This is a genomic window from Flavobacterium noncentrifugens, from assembly GCF_900100375.1.
GTDB classification, from domain to species: domain Bacteria; phylum Bacteroidota; class Bacteroidia; order Flavobacteriales; family Flavobacteriaceae; genus Flavobacterium; species Flavobacterium noncentrifugens.
The window spans coordinates 58,364-79,501 of record NZ_FNEZ01000003.1 but is presented as its reverse complement, the minus strand read 5'-3'; the positions used below and the strand labels follow the sequence as shown (position 1 = coordinate 79,501).

The 21,138-nt window shown below is 43.6% G+C and carries 17 protein-coding genes; 9 read left to right on the top strand and 8 right to left on the bottom strand.

Annotation, left to right across the window (positions count from 1 at the left end; all coding sequences use genetic code 11):
- Window positions 1-33: 33 nt before the first annotated feature.
- The 4 genes from BLS32_RS09975 to BLS32_RS09955 form a co-directional block, all read right to left on the bottom strand.
- Entirely contained in the window at window positions 34-867 is an 834-nt protein-coding gene (locus BLS32_RS09975) for a lysophospholipid acyltransferase family protein (RefSeq protein WP_139171738.1), read from the bottom strand.
- A gap of 334 nt (window positions 868-1,201) precedes the next feature.
- Complete coding sequence (locus tag BLS32_RS09965) at window positions 1,202-2,371, bottom strand: zinc-dependent alcohol dehydrogenase (protein ID WP_091394977.1); 1,170 nt, start codon at window positions 2,369-2,371, stop codon at window positions 1,202-1,204.
- Window positions 2,372-2,487: 116 nt separating this feature from the next.
- Window positions 2,488-2,934, bottom strand: coding sequence for a response regulator (locus tag BLS32_RS09960; RefSeq protein WP_170227597.1), 447 nt, complete (start codon window positions 2,932-2,934; stop codon window positions 2,488-2,490).
- A 5-nt stretch (window positions 2,935-2,939) separates the two neighbouring features.
- Entirely contained in the window at window positions 2,940-5,150 is a 2,211-nt protein-coding gene (locus tag BLS32_RS09955; RefSeq protein WP_091394974.1) for a hypothetical protein, read from the bottom strand.
- A gap of 342 nt (window positions 5,151-5,492) precedes the next feature.
- Between BLS32_RS09955 and BLS32_RS18465 the strand changes: the two genes are divergently transcribed.
- The 7 genes from BLS32_RS18465 (at window position 5,493) to BLS32_RS09925 (ending at window position 12,586) form a co-directional block, all read left to right on the top strand.
- Window positions 5,493-5,651, top strand: coding sequence for a hypothetical protein (locus BLS32_RS18465; RefSeq protein WP_170227596.1), 159 nt, complete (start codon window positions 5,493-5,495; stop codon window positions 5,649-5,651).
- A 133-nt stretch (window positions 5,652-5,784) separates the two neighbouring features.
- Window positions 5,785-7,938, top strand: coding sequence for a catalase (locus BLS32_RS09950; protein WP_091394972.1), 2,154 nt, complete (start codon window positions 5,785-5,787; stop codon window positions 7,936-7,938).
- A gap of 17 nt (window positions 7,939-7,955) precedes the next feature.
- Window positions 7,956-8,537 carry a YciE/YciF ferroxidase family protein gene (locus BLS32_RS09945; protein WP_091394970.1) on the top strand — a complete coding sequence of 194 codons (582 nt, stop codon included), beginning with the start codon at window positions 7,956-7,958 and terminating at the stop codon, window positions 8,535-8,537.
- 183 nt (window positions 8,538-8,720) lie between these two features.
- Window positions 8,721-9,851, top strand: coding sequence for a glycosyltransferase (locus BLS32_RS09940; RefSeq protein ID WP_091394967.1), 1,131 nt, complete (start codon window positions 8,721-8,723; stop codon window positions 9,849-9,851).
- Window positions 9,848-10,981, top strand: a complete 1,134-nt coding sequence (gene glf, locus BLS32_RS09935) for a UDP-galactopyranose mutase (protein ID WP_091394964.1) — start codon at window positions 9,848-9,850, stop codon at window positions 10,979-10,981. The genes BLS32_RS09940 and glf overlap by 4 nt, the downstream gene beginning before the upstream one ends.
- Complete coding sequence (locus BLS32_RS09930; protein ID WP_091394961.1) at window positions 10,981-12,138, top strand: hypothetical protein; 1,158 nt, start codon at window positions 10,981-10,983, stop codon at window positions 12,136-12,138. The genes glf and BLS32_RS09930 overlap by 1 nt, the downstream gene beginning before the upstream one ends.
- A 4-nt stretch (window positions 12,139-12,142) precedes the next feature.
- Window positions 12,143-12,586 carry an adenylyltransferase/cytidyltransferase family protein gene (locus tag BLS32_RS09925; protein WP_091394958.1) on the top strand — a complete coding sequence of 148 codons (444 nt, stop codon included), beginning with the start codon at window positions 12,143-12,145 and terminating at the stop codon, window positions 12,584-12,586.
- A gap of 29 nt (window positions 12,587-12,615) precedes the next feature.
- On the opposite strand, the gene BLS32_RS09920 is transcribed toward BLS32_RS09925, so the two are convergent.
- Both BLS32_RS09920 and BLS32_RS09915 read right to left on the bottom strand, forming a co-directional pair.
- Window positions 12,616-14,868 (bottom strand): patatin-like phospholipase family protein, encoded by a 2,253-nt coding sequence (locus tag BLS32_RS09920; RefSeq protein ID WP_170227595.1) that lies wholly within the window; start codon window positions 14,866-14,868, stop codon window positions 12,616-12,618.
- 89 nt (window positions 14,869-14,957) lie between these two features.
- Window positions 14,958-16,181: a multidrug effflux MFS transporter gene (locus BLS32_RS09915; protein ID WP_091394953.1), complete on the bottom strand. Its 1,224-nt coding sequence runs from the start codon at window positions 16,179-16,181 to the stop codon at window positions 14,958-14,960.
- 218 nt (window positions 16,182-16,399) lie between these two features.
- Between BLS32_RS09915 and BLS32_RS09910 the strand changes: the two genes are divergently transcribed.
- Both BLS32_RS09910 and BLS32_RS09905 read left to right on the top strand, forming a co-directional pair.
- Window positions 16,400-17,221: an alpha/beta fold hydrolase gene (locus BLS32_RS09910; RefSeq protein WP_091394950.1), complete on the top strand. Its 822-nt coding sequence runs from the start codon at window positions 16,400-16,402 to the stop codon at window positions 17,219-17,221.
- A 170-nt stretch (window positions 17,222-17,391) separates the two neighbouring features.
- Entirely contained in the window at window positions 17,392-17,838 is a 447-nt protein-coding gene (locus BLS32_RS09905) for a hypothetical protein (RefSeq protein ID WP_091394948.1), read from the top strand.
- A gap of 5 nt (window positions 17,839-17,843) precedes the next feature.
- Here BLS32_RS09905 and BLS32_RS09900 read toward each other — a convergent pair whose 3' ends face one another.
- On the bottom strand, window positions 17,844-18,242 hold the full coding sequence (locus tag BLS32_RS09900) for a response regulator (RefSeq protein WP_091394945.1): 399 nt from the start codon (window positions 18,240-18,242) through the stop codon (window positions 17,844-17,846).
- A 66-nt stretch (window positions 18,243-18,308) separates the two neighbouring features.
- A complete protein-coding gene (locus BLS32_RS09895) occupies window positions 18,309-21,131 on the bottom strand; it encodes a PAS domain-containing sensor histidine kinase (protein WP_091394942.1) in 2,823 nt (940 codons plus the stop codon).
- Window positions 21,132-21,138 lie beyond the last annotated feature (7 nt).

Here is a 21,138-nt window from a genome sequence, read left to right as displayed (position 1 = left end):
TGTATCATAATTAAAACACATGAATAGCCAAATTTATTGCGTTGATACAGGATTTACGTTGGATTCATTTTCTAAAGCATAAAGTTTTTTTCGCAGATCAGCCAGCAACGAAGGATTGAGATCACCGTTGGCTTCACTCAGTATTATCGGTTTTCCAATGGTAATTTTTAAGACATGCCCTTGTTTGTTAAACAGCTCAGAAATTAGTTTCGAAGTCTGCAGCATCGGATGGATCGATTTCAGCAAACTAAAGAACCTTCCGTTGTTGCCGTGAAAATAAATGGGCAAAATGGGAACGCCTGCTTTGGAGATGATTTTTCCAACGATCGGATGCCATTCCCGGTCGGTGATCGAATGGGTTTTAAAGTCATAAGATGATACTTCACCTGCAGGAAAAATGGCAACGGGAATGCCGTCTTTCAAGGTTTTGAAGGTCAGCTTCAATCCGCTGATGCTCGATGAATTCTGAACATTTTCAAACGGATTTACACCAATGATACATTTTGCTAGGTTGGGAATTTTCTTCAATAAAAAGTTTCCCATGTAAAGCGTTTCAGGCCGTACTTTGGCAAGAGTCTGCAACAATGCAAGAGATTCGATACCGCCATAAGGATGATTGGCCAATGCAATGAATGCACCGTTGGTTGGAATATTTTGTAAATCAGATGCGTCAACGACCACTTTTACGCCTATGCTTTCGAGGATATGGCTTGCGAAAGCTGCACCTTCAATGTCGCCTGCTTCTTTTACAACCGAATTTAAACTGTTGATTTTAAGAAGTTCCATGAGGCAGGAAGTCAAGCCGGGAACGGGAAATTTGGAAAGCCCGGAAATTTTTGAAAAATTTTCTTTGGAGATCAATGTCATGAATGCTGTTTTATCAACTGGTACGGATCTGCACAAGCCGGTCAAATGTAGTACAATTGTACCGAAGATATTTTTTAATCCGAATCATTCTCTTACTTCTTTGTAAAATAGTATTGAACATTGAGGAATCAGCAATGTTAAGAATTATAAATTTAATATTGTGTATAAATAGCACAAATTCAAGACAATAGAAAATAGAATGGCACTGAGGATTAATGCAGTGAAGTTGCGGCATGACAACAAATTAATAATGCATTGCATCATAAAAAAATCCCCTTCATTACGATATGTAAAAAAGAGGATTTTTGCCTTTTTAGATATATAATTTAAAATATCAACTCCAGGGATCCAGAACTACTTTGACACAATCTTCCTTCTTGTTTTTGAAAATGTCGTAGGCATGCGCAATCTGAGACAACGGCAAACGATGTGAAATAATATCATCCAATTTCACTTTTCCCTGAACGACATATTCCAGTAATTTGTCGATATGCTTGTGCGCCGGCGCCTGTCCGCCTTTTAATATAATCCCTTTATCAAAAAACTGCCCTACAGGGAAATTGTCATACAGGTAAGGATAAACACCCAATACCGAAACAATTCCGCCACGCCTTACCGCGCTCATACAGGCTTCCATGACTTTTACAGAACCTTTTTCAAAGTTGATGACGGCTTTCGCCCGATCCAATAAACTTCTGTCCGGTTCAAACCCAACGGCATCAACGCAAACATCGGCACCGCGTCCTCCGGTCAAGGCACGGATCTGTGCGACCACATCTTTTGCATCGTCATCCCATAAAATGGTTTCACAATTGGTAGTGGCTTTTGCACGGTCAAGCCGATATTGCAGCGTATCGATTACGAAAACACGTCCGGCACCGCGAAGCCAGGCACTTTTTGCTGCCATCAAACCAACTGGGCCTGAACCAAAGATTGCCACGCTTTCGCCGCCTTTGACTTCGCCCCAATCAATTCCGGTGTAGCCGGTAGGGAAGATGTCGGTCAGGAACAAAACCTGTTCGTCTGTAAGATTGTCTGGAACTACTCTTGGACCGTAATTCGCATAAGGCACGCGCACATATTGCGATTGCCCGCCATCATAGCCTCCGTAAAGATCCGTGTAGCCAAATAATGCACCGCCTTTTTCGGTCAGTACGCCGCCTTCAGGGCCATAATGTTCCGGATTGCTGTTTTCGCAATGTCCCGGCAAATCGTGGTTGCAGAAGAAACAGCCGCCACAGGCGATCGGGAATGGAACGATGACACGATCGCCGCGTTTGAGCCTGGTGACGCCTTTGCCGACTTCTTCAACAATCCCCATAAATTCATGACCTAGAACCATTGGCCGTGGCTGCGGAATCCCGCCGGAAAAGATGTGGAGGTCAGAACCGCAAATTGCGGTAGAAGTGACTTTCAGGATGATGTCGTCCTGGGCTTTGATCGTTGGGTCATCAACCTCATCATAGGTGATTTTGCCTGGGGCATGTATTACTGCTGCTTTCATATTGGTGTTGTTTTAAAATGATTAGTGATGTGGATTAAAATTAGGTTGGACAATCAACAACATTTTACATTATTAAAAACCAGGCTTGTACAATCAACTGCTCTGGATTTTTAAAATTAAAGTACGTAGTGATGGATGTCATAAGGGGATGGTTTCAATAAAATCCCTTCGATGAAAATATCGCACAGTATTTTTTGAAGCTGTACATAACTGGCAGGCTTGATCAGATAGCAATTGGCTCCAGCCTCAAAAGTATTTTTAATGTCTGACGGATGTGCAGATGTAGAGTAAATGACAATCGTTAAACCACGAAGCTTTTCTAATGATCTTATCGCATGCAGGCATTCAAGCCCAGACATTACAGGCATGTTCAGGTCAAGGAAAATAATATCCGGATATACACAATTATCGGTTTGAAGGAAGTCGAACAGCAATTTGCCGTTTTTAAACCAGGTCAGCTCGTGCGCAATGTTGCAATGGGACAAGGCGCTTCTAAACAGGAACATCTCATCTGGATCGTCGTCAGCTATAAAAATTTTGGGTTTCGTGGTAGTGGTTTTCATAGCAGTTATTTCCATTTGATTTTGATCCCGGTTCCTCCGGGAATGTAGAACTCCATAATTTTCGCACTAGAAGCATCAGCCTGAATGACTTGCTCATTTTTTCCGGATGTGACAGAAATTGTAAAATCAGCCTGCTTCAGTCTGGTTTCCGACAGGATCAGCAGCCTACAGTTTAAATTAGGATCGCCAAGCGTTTTAAACATGGCCGTTTTGTAATTGTTGCTTTTAAAATTGCAGATCGGATAATCGCAATACACCACAAAGCGCTCTCCTTTGATCTTGTGGTACTGTCTTGGAACAACGCCAAAACCAACGCCGGCACCGTATACTTCCTGGCCAACCTGCCCATTTTTTTCCCATCCGTCATACAAATCTTCAAGCGGAATCCATAGCTTTGGGTCGATTTCGCCAGTTTTGACTTCATCGGATAAAATATCGGATGGCAGCAACGGCGGATAGTAAGAAGTCAGCCTGTTGACGCTGTATTTTACAAATTCAGGCAATAAGACATATAACGATTGCAATATGGGTGCGTTCATTGCTGCCGCTTCGCAGATGTAATCGTTGAGTGTCGCATAAACTTCCATTTCTTCATAGGCCGCTTTGTAAGGCGCATTGTTCAAAGGAAATACCCCGAAGAAGTTATTGAAATTTTTGGCGTTTCCATAACCGCATTCCCACAATTGCACATTTTTCAGGATTCCGGCAAGGCACAGGTAACTCGTTTCAAGATAATCGGACTCATTAGTTTTGTTATACAACCGCAGCAGCGCCAGCGCAGAGAACGCCGTGATATTTGCCTGGTAAAAAATATCCAGACCGTTTTCGCGTAATTTTTTCGCTGCTTTGATGGCTTCGGTCAGGTATTTTTTTTCATTGGAGAGCTTCCAGACATTGAGCATCAATAATGCATAGCCGCCGGCCACATCTTTTTCGCCGCCTTTGCCAGGTTCGGTTTCGGCTTTAAGAATTTCAAAGGTATCCATTTTGTAGAATACCGGCCATTGGTAATCGAATTGATGGGCGATTTTTATCGCATAATCCAATGATTTCATCAGCAGAGTTTCTGCATCTTTGTCACCTTCCAGCGCAAGTTTGGATAAATTGATCAGCGGATGGTGCAAATACCAGGAATCCATCGTCATCGGGCTTTTTTGTTCTTCCGATTCATCGAGATCGCCGCGCTTTGAAGGCAGCCATCTCGAAAGCATTTGCAAATCAGCGTCGTAAAAAGATTCGAGGCCATCTTTAATTGTTTTGAGTACTGGCATTTTTTCTGAAGTCCATCCCGAATATTCTTTTACAGCATACAATACCGCGAGCTGCACCATGATTTCGGGTGGCGTGTCATAGTCGCACAAGTAGGCGTTGAGGTAAGAATTTCCATCGGCATAGCTCCAGCAGCCTTTGCTGTTCGTTAAATCTGAAACTGCTTTTTTGGAAATGTCGGGCCAATCAGCATATTTGGTTTCGGGTTTTGGAATGATCTGATAAATATCCGCAAGGGCATCGATGAATTTTGCAGCAATTTTGGTGTCGTCACTGTAAATTTCATCGTTAAGCAAAACATAAGCATCAGAAACCACGAATTTTTCAGCCGGTAATGGAATTTCATTGGCCATCGGAAGCTGAAAACCAATTTCAGGCCATTGTCCGCCAACGGTTTCGCCCAATGAAGTTTTGGTCGCATCGCAATACGGAGATAGGCTTGTTAAATTCTGAAAGTACAAAAAAGATCCTGTTTTCGGTTTGGTGAAACTTGCAAATAACAATCCCGACCGTGTGCCAACCTGGCTGAAATGTATTTTTCCCGAAGTATTTTCTACATGTCCGCTTTGCGCTAATGGTACGATGTCGCGTGGCCAAAACGGAATCAGGACAGGAAAATTAGGATGAAAAGTAGTGGTGTAATGAAAAACGGTTTTCTCCAAATCAGGGAATTCCAACCGCACTTCATAGACTCCGATTTTTGTTGAAAGCTGAAGCAAAATGAGGTTTCCATGGTCAGTTAAATTACCGATTTCAAAAAAACTATTCAACCCGAACGCAGCGCGAAATGCCATTTTTCCACCGGAAGGAAACCGCCCGACAATCCAGATCGAATCACCGGTATTGTATAAAGTATAAACGAAGCCCGAAACTGTTTTTTCTAAGAGTACTTCGCTGTCGGCCAAATCAGCAGGAACGGTCGCCGTCCAGGGCGTAATGGTATTCATGGCAAAAATTTTAAGTTAATAGTTAATTCAATCGTAAAAGCATTATCTAAATCCAAAAAATTCTGATTAATGGAATGCGTAACCGGTATTCTTAAAACGGGAATGATCAGAACGGCCAAAGCAAAATGAATCACTTTTGACAAGACAAATTTTTGTCATTTTCCTGAAAATTTTTTATACGATTTTAATTAAGATTTATAAGATTATAAAAACCGACTTTATAGTGTGTTTTTCGTATAAGATTATTTGCTAATGATGTAATTTTTAGGTAGGTATCGTGATGAAATTTGTTCTATCAACTTAAAAAGAAATTTGTTCTATCAACTTAAAAATAGGAATGCTATGAAAAATCATGAACCACAAGACGATTCGCATTTAGAATTTTGGGCAGCTTATTGGAACATTACGATCGGACAGCTCAGAAGTGTCATTGAAAAAATTGGAAGCAGGAGTTTTTTAAAGATTCAGAATTATATGGAATCTAGACTGACGCGCAATTGATTTTTCTCAAAACAAAGAAAATCAGCCTTTTGCATTTGAGGCGATGCATAATAGTGCAAGAAAAAAAAGCAATGATGTAATTTCCCGATGAACGTCTAAAATAACTTTGACCTAAATAAATTCCAATAAAACCATGAAACAAAATACTCCACCAAACCGCCAGGAAGACAAACAGGCCGACCTGATCCCAAACAAATCAGATGGCACAAATAAATTCCTGACGACCAATCAGGGCGTCAAAATTAATGACGACAACAATTCGCTAAAAGCAGGCGAAAGAGGCCCGTCATTACTTGAAGATTTCATCCTGCGCGAAAAGATCACACACTTCGACCACGAACGCATTCCGGAAAGGATTGTGCATGCAAGAGGTTCGGCGGCTCACGGTTATTTTGAAGTCACCAACCCGATCCCGCAATTTACCAAAGCTGGTTTTTTACAGGAAGTGGGACAGCGCACGCCCGTTTTTACGCGGTTTTCAACCGTTGCAGGTTCGCGTGGCTCTACTGATCTGGCGCGTGATGTTCGCGGATTTTCAGTAAAATTTTATACCGAAGCAGGCATTTACGATTTCGTGGGAAACAACATTCCGGTTTTCTTTATCCAGGACGCTACGAAATTCCCTGATTTGATTCATGCCGTAAAACCAGAGCCGCACAATGAGATTCCGCAAGCCGCTTCGGCACACGATACTTTTTGGGATTTCATTTCGCTGATGCCCGAATCGATGCACATGATCATGTGGACGATGTCTGATCGTGCAATTCCGAGAAGTTACCGGATGATCGAAGGATTTGGCGTGCATACGTTTCGTTTTATAAACGAACAGAACGAATCGCATTTTGTCAAGATCCATTGGAAACCGAAATTGGGAACACATGCTTTGGCGTGGGACGAAGCCCAAAAGCTTTCAGGAAAAAATCCCGATTTTCACCGGGAAGATTTGTGGGAAGCGATTGACTGCGGAAATTTTCCCGAATGGGAAATGGGCGTACAAGTCATTCCTGAAGCCGATGAACACAAATACGATTTTGATATTTTAGATCCGACAAAACTGATTCCGGAAGAATTGGTTCCGGTAACGATCATCGGAAAAATGGTACTCAATAGAAATCCAGATAATTTCTTTGCAGAAACAGAGCAGGTGGCGTTTCATCCCGGACATGTTGTGCCGGGAATCGATTTCAGCAACGATCCGTTGTTGCAGGGAAGATTATTCTCTTATACCGATACCCAATTGTCGCGACTTGGCAGCCCAAACTTTCACGAAATCCCAATCAACCGATCGATTTCACCAACGCACAACAACCAGCGCGACGGTCACATGCGTCAGGAAATTAACAAAGGCCGCGTAAGTTACCACCCGAATTCGCTTGGTGGCGGTTGTCCGTATCAGGCAAAAATTGCTGAAGGTGGCTTTGCAAGCTTTAACGAACGCATCGATGCGGTGAAAATCCGCGAAAGAAGCGAAAGCTTTTCAGACCATTTCGGGCAGGCCACAATGTTTTTCAACAGCCAGACGGATGTCGAGAAAAACCACATCATCAAAGCCTTGCGTTTCGAACTGGGGAAAGTAGAAACCATTGCGATCCGCGTACGAATGCTCGGACTTTTATCACAAGTTGATGCGACGCTTGCCGAAAAAGTAGCCGAAGGATTAAGGCTTTCCATTCCTGAAATACTTGAAAAACCAATCAATCACGGTGTTTCACCTGATGCGGATAAAGACAAGCACGAACCAAAGTCAGTTCTTTCAGAAGTATCGTCATCTGACGCCTTAAGCATGCTCAAAAATCCAACGGTGACGCCAACGATCGAGTCGCGAAAAGTAGCCATTATCTGTGCAGACGGCGTTTCTGAAACATCGGTAATGAACATGAAACTCGCTTTACTGAAAGAAAATGCAAAAGCGTGTATTGTCGCGCCGTATAATGGTTTTGTGACTACAGATGCAAACGGGCAAATCCCTGTAGATTTTACTTTCCTGACCGGACATTCGGTGCTTTTTGATGCGTTGTACATTCCGGGCGGGCTTGGATTAAACGCCTTATCGGAAGATCCAGATGTGATGGATTGGATCAACGATGCCTACAAACATTGCAAAGTCATCGGCGCTGAAGGGGAAGGAATCGACCTGCTTTCGGGCAGCAATTTTGCAAACAAAGCTACAAATCCTGATGATGGTGGCCTTGTCCTCGGACAAAAATCAGGAAATGCACAATTTACAACCGACTTTATTGCAGCAATGGCCCAACACCGTTTCTGGGAACGCGAACCACAACTATAACATACAAAACAACGATTATGAAAAATACAGACAGTCCGTCAAAAGGACAAAAAGACAGCGCTCCGAATGCGGCCAAAAACTTCGTTGTACCGGCATCTGATGCAGCCAATGATCTTCGAAGCTTTTTTATCGATTCTTTAAAAGATATTTATTGGGCAGAAAATGCTTTGGTTGGCGCTTTGCCAAAAATGGCAGAAAATGCCACATCAGCCGCACTTTCGTCAGCAATTAAAGATCATTTGATGGTCACCCAAAACCAGGTTTTAAGGCTTCAGATGGTTTTCGAACTGCTAGGTGAAAAATCCGAAGGCAAAAAATGCGAAGCCATGGCAGGTTTGCTAAAAGAAGGCGACAGCATCCTAGAGGAAACCGTTCCGGGCGCAGTACGCGATGCAGGAATCATCGCCGCTTCCCAAAAAATTGAGCATTATGAGATCGCCACTTACGGCACTTTATGCGCCTTTGCGAAAACACTTGGTGAAAGCGAAGCCGGACAATTGCTGATGAAAACCTTAGCAGAAGAAAAGGAAGCTGACATGTTGTTAAGCGACGTCGCTTCGGCTAAAATCAACCCAGCAGCTGAAGCAATAGAAGGATAAAGGTTATTTTGTTTCTTGTTAGACCTGCTTTATCTCAGGATGGGCAGGTTTTTTTGCCTTTCTGTTTGGCTTTCATCGGAATTTAATATTCGGCAAAGCCAATCTTACCATTCAAAATATCCAAACCTAAACGCCCGGAAATCCCGGGTGCGAGATTCTTATTTCAAAAAATAAACACACAAAATGGAAAATTTAAAAACTGCCTACAACCACACTATAGAAAATACTACTCAAAATTCAGGGGCGCAATATTATGACATGATCGTTTTTTGCCACCTGCGCTGGGATTTTGTTTACCAACGCCCGCAGCACCTGATCAGCAGGATGTCGAAAGACCTCAAAATTTTACTAATCGAGGAACCAGTTGCTAAAAATGAAAATGGCGATTCGGCAAACTTAACAATCATCAGTAAAAACCTGCACATATTGCAACCAATGGTCGATTCGATCGAAGCAATTGGTACGATCATTCCGCAATATGTCAAAAACAAAAATGTGGCAACCGGCTGGTTTTATTCAGCAGCTTTTAGTCCGCTGTTGCAAAGTATCAACTTTGACGTTATCGTTTACGATTGCATGGACGAATTGTCGCTGTTCAAAGGTGCGCCGCAGCATCTGATCGACCAGGAAAAATTCCTGCTTTCGAATGCAGATATTGTATTTACTGGCGGAAAATCATTATACGAATCCAAAAAGCAAATGCATTCGAATGTTTATTGTTTCCCGAGTTCTGTCGATGAAGACCATTTCTCGCAAAGTCTTTTAGAAGAAGAAGTTCCGAATGACATGCGCAGAATTGACGCTCCGATCGTGGGTTATTTCGGCGTCATTGATGAACGTATTGATTACGACCTGATCCGCGAAACGGCAAGTTTGCTTCCAAAAGTCAACTTTGTCATGATCGGGCCGTTTGCAAAAGTAGAAGAACGCGATTTGCCAAGAGCCGAAAACATCCATTACCTCGGGATGAAAAACTATGCGGAATTGCCAAATTACCTTCGCGGATTTGACATTGCAATGATGCCATTTGCCTTAAACGATGCGACCAAATACATCAGCCCGACGAAAACTTTGGAATACATGGCGGCCGGCAAACCGATTATTTCGACCAAAATTACAGATGTCGTGAGCGACTACAGCCATTGCGTAAAATTGATTTCAACCGCCACCGAATTCGCCACCGAAATTGAATCATTGCTCGAAAAAAATTATGGCCTGACGCTGCAAAGCCAATACCGTGACATCTTAGACAAAACATCCTGGGACGCGACCGCTAGCCGTATGAAATCAATCATTAAAACCAACGCCAAATGAAGCAATACGACATTTTAATAATAGGGGCAGGCATTTCCGGAGCCGTACTGGCAGAGCGATATGCCTCGATTGGCAAAAAAGTCCTGATCATCGAAAAACGAAACCACATTGCAGGAAACTGCTTTGATTATATGGATGAAAACGGCATTCTTGTATCCAAATACGGCGCGCATTTGTTTCATACAAACGACGAAGAAGTATGGGAATATGTAAACGCTTTTTCAGATTGGTATGATTGGGAGCACAAGGTTATTGCACGTGTTGATGGAAAAACCGTTCCTATTCCGGTGAACATTACCACCGTAAATACGCTTTTTGATGAGCAGATCGCGACCGAATCTGAAATGGGCGCGTGGCTCGAAAACAACCGCATCAATTTTGAAAAACCGGCAAATGGGGAAGAAGCCGTGCTAAATCGTGTTGGGATTGAACTCTATGAAAAAATGTTCAAGCATTACACCAAAAAACAATGGGATAAATTTCCGGCAGAATTGGATGCTTCGGTTTTGGAGCGGATTCCTGTGCGCCAAAATTACGACGACCGTTATTTTTCAGATAAGCATCAGGCATTGCCAAAAGGTGGCTACACGCAATTGTTTGAAAAAATCCTGTCAAACCCAAATATTGAAATAATGCTTAACACTGATTTTTTTGATGTGAAAGATGAATTATGCAGCTACGAAAAATTGTTTTACACCGGCCCGGTCGACCGCTATTTTGAGTTTAAGCACAGCCTGATCGAGAAGCTTGAATACCGTTCGATTAATTTCGTCAGTGAAACGCATGAAACAGAATTTTTCCAGGAAAACTCGGTTGTCAATTATCCGGGAACGGAAGTCGATTTTACGCGCATTATCGAATACAAGCATTTCGGAAACCAGAAATCAGATAAAACCACTGTTGTAAAAGAGTTTACGATTGATGAAGGCGAGCCGTATTATCCGGTGCCAAATCCGAGAAACCAGGAAATTTACGCGCTGTACAAAGCCGAAGCGGACAAGCTTACCGATGTCTATTTCGTCGGTCGGCTTGCAAATTACAAATATTTCAATATGGACCAGGCGTTTAAAAATGCATTGGAATTGTTTGCTTCATTGGAACAATCTGCCGCTGCTTTAACTTCCGCATAATGGCAACTTTTAACACTTTTTTCATTGGCGGCTACGAATGCGCCGACCACATCAACCGATCGGGCGAGCGCATCAACCTGCTGAAAGAAACGCAACACGACATTCGAGCGTTTGAAGATTATCAAGCACTTTCGGCTATCGGGATCAAAACCGTGCGGGAAGGCATTTGCTGGAGTGATGTCGAAAAAACAGCTGGCGAATTTGATTTTTCGGAAGTATACAACAGAATGAAAGCGGCTGAAACTTTTGGAATCCAGCAAATCTGGGACCTGATCCATTTCGGCTATCCCGACGGCATTTACCCAACGCATCCGTTGTTTTGCGACCGGTTTGTAAAACTGTGTGAAGCCTTTGTGATTTTTTACAAACAAACGACTTCGCAGCCCTTATTTGTTGTGCCGATCAATGAGATCAGCTTTCTTTCATGGCATTCTGGCGATGTGCGCGGTACGGTTCCTTTTGCGGTAAACAGCGGCTGGGACATCAAATACCATCTGTGCAAAGCGGCGATTTTAGGAATTAAAGCGTTGAAAGCGACAGATCCAAATTGTACAATTGTGCTTGTCGAACCATTGGTCAAAATCCATCAGGGTTTGCATGAAGATTTGCATGAAGTGGCGCAACACAATGACCATCAATTCCAGGCAATGGATATTATTGCGGGGCGGATGTGCCCGGAACTTGGCGGAAGCGAAGCCTTTTTAGACTTGTTGGGATTCAATTATTATTGGAATTGCCAATGGGATTTTGCATCCGAATCGCTGCCGTGGCCGGAAATCGATAAAAAACGGATGCCGCTTTCAGATTTGCTCGCTGTGGCGTATGAACGTTACCAAAGACCAATTTTCCTGTCTGAAACCGGGCATTTCGGAATTGGACGTGTCGAATGGCTCGACGAGATTTCGCAAGAATGCGTGATTGCAAAAGCAAACGGTGTCGACTTGCAAGGCGTTTGCATTTATCCGGTTACAGACCGCCCGGATTGGGATGACCTGACAAGTTACAGCAACTGCGGCATCTGGGATTTAGACGAACACGGAAACCGGATCCCACATCCGGAATATATTGACGCCATCGTTCAGGCACAGACTTTATTTGACAAAAAGAAACCCGGATTTTTCGATTTTATCATCGAGAATTTCAAACAATTGATTTAAGATTATGAAAACCATAAAACCCACTGTCGGCATTACCTTTAGCGCATTCGACCTGCTTCATGCCGGACATGTCAAAATGCTTGAAGAAGCAAAATCGGCCTGCGATTACCTGATTGTCGGCCTGCAAACCGATCCGACGATCGACCGCCCTGAGAAAAACAAGCCCACACAATCGGTGGTTGAGCGTTACATCCAGCTTAAAGCCTGTAAATTTGTCGATGAAATTATTCCGTATACGACAGAACAGGATCTTGAGGACATTTTGCGCGCCTACCACATTGACATGCGCATCATCGGCATCGAATACCAGGAAAAAGATTTTACCGGGCGTTCCTATTGCGAAAGTAAAAAGATCAAACTGTTGTATAATGAAAGAAACCACCGTTTTTCGAGCAGCGGCTTGCGTAAAGAAGTATATGAAAGGGAAGCGATGATGAAGGTATTATAATACAAATGATCAACTGATACCCGCGTTTATTATTTATCGAGGCTTAAAATATAACCCAGGTTAAAATACGGAAGCACTTTTTTATTGAAGTCACTATACATTAAACTCGCCTCAATTGGCCCTAAAAAGGTGCGGTAACCGGCAGTTAGCGAGTAGCCAATGCCGTGTTTTTCGCCCGTATTGAACCGGAAGCTGCTTTCAACAAAATCATAATACAAACCGTTTACTTTTGCGATCAGGAATAAATTGTTGATGATGGCCTGCTGATAACCCAACTTTAGGCTGGCTGCGCTCGCAGTAAAGATCGAAGCTTCCGGAAGGCCCGAAAAAGTCACCTGGTTCCTGATGACATCCGTTAAGCCGCCGATAACGAAATCATTCATGACCGCCTGCTTGTAATTGAAATTCATGCCCGATTGCAATTGGATGAAAAACGCATTTTTGCCGACAGGAAAGTATTGGTCAAAGGAAATTTTTAATTGGGTATAAGGATTAGAATTGAAGAATAAAGCCTTGTCGGTTGCCAAAACATTGCCATCCTGATAAATCGTAAAATCGAGTTTTTGTCCGTAAATAACGCCAGCCTTCATGAAAAACTGACGGCCGCGAAACGGATAAATCTGGGTATTTAACGTGTTGTGGTTCAGCGTGAAATAAGAAATGAAGTAGTGCAGGTTTCCATTGGCCTCAATCTGCGACACGATTTTAGGTTCGTATGCGACATAAGTCAGCCCCGTTCCAATGCCAATTGCCCAGTTGTTTTTAGGCTGCCACAGGATTTGCAAATCGGTGTTCTGGCTGCCCTGGTTGTAAAGCCCGGTTCTTGAAAATTCAGGATTGTAAGTGTTGATATCGATGGTTTCAATCGTGGCTTCCAGCTGTGCAAGGAATTTTCTGTTTCTGGTCAGATAATTTGAAAATCCGGCTTTGGCTCTTGGGTTTTCCCCGATTGAAAAATCGAATGAAGCCGTTGAAAATGGGGTTAAAAAACCCTTCTTGACAAATCCTGTTTTAAGCGCAATGCCGGTTGTCGTGTTGTAATGAATGCCAAACCGCGTAAATGTCGTCGGCGCTTTATCGACGGCAAATACAATTTTGGCACTTCCATCTTGCAAAGGCAAAAGTGAATAATTGATCTTCGTGTAGGCGCGTGTTGAAAAGGCTTCCCGGATTCCGGAACCCAATTCTTTTGCCGTATAATAGGATTTTGGCGAAAAGCCGATGAGCTGTGTAAAAGAAACCGCTTCTTCAGCAGGCAATCCGCGCACGTCGTAATCGGAAATAAAAATGGAATCTGTTGTTGTGGCAACTGGAAGCATGGGCTGTTTTCCGTAAATATTGTCAAGCGAATCTTTCAATCTTTTGAGCGCAGGATAAAGCTGCTTTCCTTTTTCAAGGCCGATTTTCATAATTTGTGCTGCCGATGAAAAACTTGCCGAGCCGTATTCCGTAAGCGGATAATCCGTATAAAAGTCGACCCCTTTTTTTTGTTGTTCAAGATCAGCAACCGCATTAAAAAATGGAAGCCTGCTCATCACGTCCAAAGGCGATTGCAGCTTTTCGACCGGATCCAATTTTCCGGAAACGTCACTTCCGATGACAATCGACGCGCCCATGTCACGAACATTCGAAACCGGGAAATTCCGCACGATCCCGCCATCAACAAGTACTTTTCCGTCAATCTCAACGGGCGTAAATACCGATGGGATCGCCATGCTGGCGCGTACGGCATTTGCAATGTTCCCTTTTTTTAAAACGACCATTTGCCCATTGACGACATCGGTGGCAATGCATTGGAATCCTTTTTCAAACTGGCTGAAATCTGTGACTTTATAAAAGGGATAATACAATTCGGCAAGCTGCAGCCACAGTTCATTGGATTCAATAAAACCGCGCTTGAAAGCCAGTTTGCCCTTGATTAAAGGCAGCTCAATGTAATGTCCGGAATCTTCTTTTTCCTTTAAGTTAATGGTAGCCAGCTGCGGGTCATTTGAAAGTAAAGACGCCCAGTCAAGCTTCTTTGCGATTTGCAGGATGTCATCGCCGCTGTAACCTACCGCATAAAGTCCGCCCACAATGGCACCCATGCTTGTTCCGGTAACGTAATCAATCCTGATCCCGGCCGAATCGATCGCTTTCAGCAACCCAACATGTGCAATGCCTTTTGCGCCACCGCCACTGAGCGTGAGGCCGATTTTCGGGCGTTCTAACTGCGCCAATGCCGATTGGATTCCGAAGGCCAGAAGCAGGATAAAGGCTGTTTTACGCAATAGTGCTATCATATTCGTGATTCTTTGCCGGATTCTAAAGTTAAACATTTTAGCATTGCGTTGCGTTAGCGTGGAATGATAATCTGAAAATTCCTTGCGAATTAATGCATGAAACCTGTGCTGCTTTCTGCTGCTGCGGGTAATTTTATTTTTCCTCTTCCGAAAAGCAGAACGATCAAAGCCAATGCGGTGCTGCAAGCCATGATCACAACCATCGGCACCATGGTTTCTTTTACAAAAATACCAACGGCCACCGATGCCAAAGCACCAAGCCCGAGTTGCAACGCGCCCAATAGGGCAGATGCGCTCCCGGCATTTTCAGAAAATGGGGCAAGCGATAAACCTGCAGTATTCGGGTTTGACAAGCCAAGGCAGCCAAGATACAGGAACAGCATCGCAATGGTTCCGTATAAATTGAGCCATCCGTTCATCGCGGCCAAAAGGAAAACCAGACTGATCAAGCATTGGAGCGACAGCGAAATGAAAACGAGCTGCTGGCTGGTGTATTTTTTGAGCAGCACAGAGTTGAGTTGGCTCGAGCCAATGAAACTCACCGACATGAATGCAAAGATCCATCCGTATGTTTTTTCAGAAACATGAAAGATGTCCATGAACAGCAATGGCGAACCGGCAACATACGTAAACAATCCCGAAAATGCGATCGCACCTGAAAATGCATAGGTATAAAATTGTGGGTTTCTCAGCACCAAAGCAAAATTAGATAAGATCGGTTTTGGGCTTAATGAAATTGAAGGATCGGGCTTTCTCGTATGCGGCAACCCGAAGCGCGACGCGAGCAGCACCGCAATTCCCATACACATCAGGATAAGGAAAACGACATGCCAGCCCAATCCGGCAATGACATAGCTGCCGATTGTTGGCGCAAGCATCGGCGAAAGCCCAACGACAAGCATCAGCAGCGAGAAGATTTTCGGACTGTCTTCAACCGGAAAAAGGTCGCGCACCATGGTCATCGAAGCAACCGCTGCGGCACAACTTCCAACGGCCTGTATGAAACGCAAACCGATCAATACATCAATATCATTGGTCAAAGCACATCCCAGTGAGGCTAAAATGTAAACAGCCAATCCAATATACAGTGGTCGCTTTCTGCCAAAACGATCCAGCAGCGGGCCATATAACAATTGCCCGGCAGAAATCCCGATAAAATAACTCGACAAAGACAGTGATACTTTATTTACAGTTGTTCCAAGATCTGCGGCAATCGCCGTAAAACCCGGAAGGTACATGTCGATCGAAAATGGGCCAAGTGCTGTCAGGGCGCCAAGAATCAGGATCAGGTTGTGTTTTTTATAGGTACCCATGGTTTTATTTTTTTTGCAAAAGTAGCCCTTGCATTTGGTTTGCGGGCATTTAATTGCATGTTTTTAGGTTCGGGTTTTTGCAGATATCAGAAAGGATTGAGGTGCAGGATTTAAGATGTTTCAGTACAAATCATAACAGCATCGTAACTTTTATCGCGTCGTTCCGATTTAAAAAATAACTATCTTTAAGTCCTTATCAACAACATAACTTTTATAAAATGGGAAAGATTACAGTAAAAGATGGTACCGAAATTTATTACAAAGACTGGGGAACAGGACAGCCATTGGTTTTCCATCACGGGTGGCCACTTTCGGGCGATGACTGGGATGGGCAGATGATGTTCTTCCTAAACCACGGGTTTCGTGTCATCGCACACGACCGAAGGGGACATGGCAGGTCTACGCAAACCGCAAACGGAAACGACATGGATACGTATGCTGCTGATGTAGCTGAACTCGTAGAAGCACTCGACCTTAAAGACGCGATCCATATCGGGCATTCGACTGGTGGAGGTGAAGTGATCCGTTATGTGGCGAAGTACGTAAAAGGCCGCGTCGCAAAAGCCGTATTAATTAGTGCCGTAACCCCGACAATGGCGCAATCTGAAAGCAATCCCGATGGCATTCCGATGTCGGTTTTTGATGAGATCCGCGAAGGCACGGCATTCAACAGGCCTCAGTATTTCCAGGATTTCACGATGCCTTTTTACGGATACAACCGCGAGGGCGCAAAAATATCACAAGGCGTGCGCGACAATTGGTGGCGCCAGGGCATGATGGGCGGCGTAAAAGCGCATTATGACTGTATCAAAGCATTTTCTGAAACCGATTTTACAGAAGACCTGAAAAGCGTTGATATTCCGGTTCTTGTGTTGCACGGTGAAGACGACCAGATTGTTCCATTTCCGCTTACGGGCGCAAAAGCGGTTAAGCTGCTGAAAAACGGAAAACTGATTTCGTATCCGGGATTTCCGCACGGCATGCCAACAACCGAAGCGGCAACGATCAATAAAGATTTATTGGAATTTATAAAATCTTAAATACAAATCACGCATAACGAAAGCTGTAACTTCAAGGTTACAGCTTTTTTTTTGATTTACCCAATAAATGTTTTAAACATACAATTCTGAACGCCTTTATTGAAACTAAAATAGTTCTGAATGCCTTAAATTTATAAGAAAGGATTCTGTAATCCATAAAAAATAAAAAGATGGGCACTTTAAAAAACATGCTTGCCGGGCTTGGCGGCGCCGTTGCACTGAACATACTTCATGAAACCATGAAAAAATTCCGTAATGACACGCCACGGATCGACATTTTAGGAGAAGAAGCGCTGCAAAAAGGCATTGAATATGCGGGCGGCAGCCACATTAAAAAAGAGAAATTGTATTTGCCTACGCTTGGAGCAGATTTGATTAGCAATGCGTTGTATTATAGTATGATCGGTGCGGGAAATCCAAAACGCATCTGGCCAAAGGCAATTGCACTCGGACTCACGGCAGGAACCGGAGCGATCGCTTTGCCCAAACCGATGGGACTGAATCCCAAACCTGTCGCTAAAAATGATAAGGTGAGCGCTATGACTGTGGGTTATTATCTTTTTGGCGCTTTGGTTACAGCCTGCATTCTCGAAGCTGCAAACAGAACTGGCAAATAACCGGATTAAATTCCGAGGAGTTGCCTTAGGGTACTTTCCAATTCTTTTTTTAAATCGAATATGGAATGGGGTTTTGTCATGAACTTTTCTGCATGGTGCTGCAACGTAAAATCAATATCCGATTTATTTGCAGAAGTGCTGTAAATAATGACAGGAATATCTTTAAAAGAAGGTTGTTTCTTGATTTCCATCAGAAATTCCTTTCCGTCCATTTTTGGCATGTTGAGGTCGACGAAGATCACGTCGGGTTTTTGTGTATCGGGATCATTAAGTTTGACAAAAGCATCTGCACCATTTTCAGCTTCCTGAAAGTTGATCGAAGTGTCCGATTCAATGACAGACAGGGCTTCCTGGAAAATTTCCCGGTCATCGGCATCATCATCGATTAGAAATATGGTTTTCACAAGCTATTGTTTGGTAACGCAAATATACCGATTTCCAATAAAAATCAAATGCCATTTTCAAATTGCTTACAACTGGTGCATCGGAAGCGTGACCGTAAAAACCGCGCCTTCATTTTCAACCGATTGGGCATTGATGAAACCATTGTGGTTTTGTACGATTTTCCTGCAAATGGCAAGACCAATCCCGGTTCCTGCAAAGTCCTGCTTCGCATGCAGCCTTTGGAAAATATTGAAAATCTTCTCGGCATACTGCTGGTCAAACCCGATTCCGTTGTCCTTAAATTCGACCTGAAGCCAGTTGGAATGATTTCCGGGCGAAAATTTGATTTCTTTTGCCGACAGGATTTTACCAGTTATCGAAATCTCAGGGGCAATTCCCGTTCGCGAATATTTTAGCGCATTCGAAATTAAATTTCCAAACAATTGTGACATCTGCAACGGAATGGCATCAATTGGTACAAGTCCGGAAACGTTTACAGTCGCGCCTTTTTGTTCAATGACAAGTTCAAGTTCTGTCAGTGTTTCATTTGTAATTTGCCCGAGATCGACACGCTCAAAAACCGGAATCACATTAGACAATTGCGAAAGGCTCAATACATCACGGATCAGGTTGCTCATGCGCCCCGAGGAGGATTTAATTTTGTCAATGTAATTTTTTGCTTTTGGATCAACCGAATTTAAAGTAGCTTCAAGCATTTCGATAAACACACTGATTTTGCGTACCGGCTCCTGCAGATCATGCGAAGCGACATACGCGAATTGCTGGAGTTCGTGGTTGCTAAGCTCCAGGTTGTGGTTGACAGATTCCAGTTCGAGTGTGCGTTCTTTGACCAGGAATTTCAATTCTTCCTGGAGTTTGCGTTCTTTGGTTACATTTTGCGCTGTTCCGCTGATGTGTTCGGGCTCGCCGTCGGCATCATAAAATATTTGTGCATTTGCAGATACGATGCGTTTTTGCCCGGTCGTTTGGTTTGTAATTTCATATTCAAAAACACTCAGGCTTTCGGATTCCGGATTTAATATGGAGGCAATGGCATGCTTAAGGTTTTCACTGTCTTTTTTGGAAAGGATTTGGTAAAAAGCTTCTATAGAAGAAATTTCATTGGGAAGTCCGAGCCAGTTCCGGAAACGGTCTGAATAACTAAAAATCCCCGAAGGCAAATCAAGGTTCCAAGTGGCGAGTTTGGCGAGGTCAACAGTCGATTTCAGCGCCAGTTGTGCGTCTTCAATGACATGCCTGCTCAAAACCTGCTGTGTCACATCAATCGCAACGATCAGGATGCCTGTGATTTTTCCCGAGGCGTTGCGCCGGGGCTGATAGGTAAGGTCAACGTATATTTTTTCAGATTGTTCGTTTCTTCTGATCGAAACCACGACTTCTTTTGCTATAAATGGAATTCCGGTTGCAATGACATCGTTGATCAGAATGTCAAAACCCTGCCCGTTAATTTCGGGTATCGCTTCAAACATAGGCTTGCCGATGAGTGCTTCAGGCGATCGCCCCACCAGTTGGCCGTAAAAAGGATTTGCCGTGCGGTAAACCAGGTTGTCCGAATCCATCGTTGCAATGCCAACAGGTGATTGTTCGAACGATTCCAAAACCTGCCTTTGGATTTCTTCGGCGTGTTTTTGCAGCAGCACTTGTTCAGTCACATCTACAGACATGTTCATGACGCCGTAAATTTTTCCGCGCGCATCCTTTAACGCTTTGTATGTAAAATCAAAATAATAAGTGGATGGGGATTCATTCAATACCAATCTGACTGGCGCCGCTTTATCGGTATAAGTAATTCCTGTCGTATAGACATCATCCAATATCTGTAAAAACGGCTGCCCGATCAATTCGGGAATGGCTTCTGCCAATGGTTTTCCGATCGCTGAAACATCCACACCCCAATACCCCAGCATGATATCGTTCGCAACCTCAATGACCATGTCTTTTCCTGCAAACAAACTTGTCGCAACCGGTGCCTGTTCGATAATCGATCGGAATAATTCCTGGTTTTTACGTTCTTCACTGATGTCCTGTAGCGTTCCGTTGAAACGTTTTGCAATTCCTTCGTCATTGAACAAGGCTTTTCCTTTGGCCTTTACGATGCGTTCGTTTCCAGTAATGGGATGTATGATTTTGTATTCGATGTCGTAATGTCCGCCGGATTGGGATTGTAATGCTTTGGAAATAGCCGAATTGACCCGTTCGCGATCTTTTTCTGCAATGACACTTGTGGCAAGCGGAAGCGGAATGGTTTCTTCAGGCTTTAAGCCGAACCATTCTTTTAAACGTGCATTGGCGGTAAACGCACCGGTTTCCGGATTTAAATCCCAAGTGCCGAGTTCAGCCGCTTCAACCGCGAATTCAAGTTCGTTCTTGTCATCTCCGAGCCGGCGTTTGTCGCTGATTTTTTCAGTGGTTTCATTGCAGATGACCATTACACCACTGATGGCTCCGTCGTCGCCGTAAAGCGGACTGTAACTAAACGTCCAGTATACATCTTCAAGCTTGCCATTGCGGAAAATAGGCAGCAGCAAATCATCATACCAGAAACTTTCACCTTCATCAAGTACTTTCCGGATCTTTGGATACACAAAATCCCATATTTCAGGCCAGCAATCTTCACCGCGCTGCCCGATGGCTAAAGGATGTTTTCCGTTGTCGCCAAGGCTTTGGCGGTACGCATCATTGTAAAATTGTATCAGTTCTTCGCCCCACCAGACAAACATCGGAAATTGCGAAGACAGCATCATGGCCAATGTACTGCGCAAGCTTACAGGCCATTTTTCCGGGCTTCCAAGTGGCGTAGTTTCCCAGTTAAAATTGCGTATGAGTTTGGTGCATTCACTATTGTTCTGAAGAAAAAAATAATCTTTATTGTCGTTATCGGATTTCAAGAGGTTA